This window comes from Enterococcus sp. C57 (genome assembly GCF_040887305.1).
GTDB classification, from domain to species: Bacteria; Bacillota; Bacilli; order Lactobacillales; family Enterococcaceae; genus Enterococcus_B; species Enterococcus_B hirae.
The window spans coordinates 1-1358 of sequence record NZ_JBFOFP010000019.1; the positions used below are offsets into that span (position 1 = coordinate 1).

At 37.8% G+C, this 1358-nt stretch carries 1 protein-coding gene; it reads left to right on the plus strand.

Going from position 1 to position 1358, the window contains the following annotated elements; all coding sequences use genetic code 11:
• Position 1: 1 nt before the first annotated feature.
• A partial coding sequence (locus AB5M32_RS13585; protein WP_368024526.1) for a primase C-terminal domain-containing protein occupies positions 2-1358 on the plus strand: 1357 nt, incomplete at its 3' end.

The window sequence follows — 1358 nt, forward strand, 5'->3', positions numbered from 1 at the left end:
AATCTTTGCGTACCGCAGTAAACAATTGATGAACGCAGGGCGTGGCATGGTTATTACGTCTGAAGAAGCGATTTTAGAAAATGAGTCTAAACTGACCCATTGGACACCAAATGTTTATCGCTATGGGACTTATGCAGACGAAAATCGTTCAGTTGTCAAAGGACACTCAGAAAAGAATTTAAGTCAAATCAATACTTTTGTGGTAGATATCGATTCAAAAGAAAATCACCAGGGAGAGATTTTCTTAGCTTGTGTGGATGAACTAGGATATATGCCAACGATGATTTTAGAATCGGATCATGGCTATCAAGTTTACTTTGTGTTAAAAACACCTGCTTATGTGACGAAAAAGAGTAATTTCAAAGTAATTGAAGTGGCAAAACGTATTTCTACAACGATTCGGACACAATTAGCTAACCAATTACCAGGTATCGATGTAGGTTGTAACCATTTTGGGATTGCTCGATTCCCAAACCAACAAAATATCGTTTTTTGTGAGTTAGAAAATCAATATTCTTTCTCTGATTGGTTAAATTGGTCAATGAAAAGGGCATCTAACCAAAAAACTGAAGCAGAAATAAGTGCGAAATTGATTGTTTTTCCTGAGAAAAAAGAGTATCGGCAAGTCGATGAGCCTTGGTTTGATTTGTTGCTACGAAAAGCAAATATTATCGGGGGAGAAGGTCGTTTAGGACGAAATAACGTGATTTTTACACTCTCTTTGGCTTATTATTCTTCTGGTTATGGACAAGAAACCTGTGAGTATAACATGTTTGAGTTTAACGAACGCTTAAATGAGCCGTTGTCTGAAGGCGAAGTGCGAAAAATTGTTAAAAGTGCGTATTCTGGAAATTATCAAGCAGCTAATCGTGACTTTGTTTTAGAATTATGCCAGGAATGGATCGCTTCAGACATTCAAGGAAACGAGTTATTTATCCAACGTCGTGGGTGGTGGAAGTTCAAGAAACCACGTGAACAACGAGAATATAGTCATAAACATGAATGGCAAGAAGATATCATGCGCTATTTGAGCGAAAAAAGCGATCTTCGTATGCCTTATTTGAAACTGTCTAAAAAAGAATTGGCGGAACAATTGAACATGCCATTAAGAAGTCTGGATCGTGCATTAATCGCCTTAAAGCAAGAACACAAAGTGTTCTACCGTGTAAAAAAAGGTCGTGGTGGCGGACTTTTACTTGCTTCAGTACGTGTATTATTCGCAAGTTTGATCCAAGCGAAGAAAGAAGAAAAAGAAGCCTTTATTCAAGGAATCATTGCGCAATTTAAGCTAACCCTCGATGAATGGACAAGTACAATCCAACAACTAATTCCTGAGAAAGGAGCCCAAGCAATCAGGT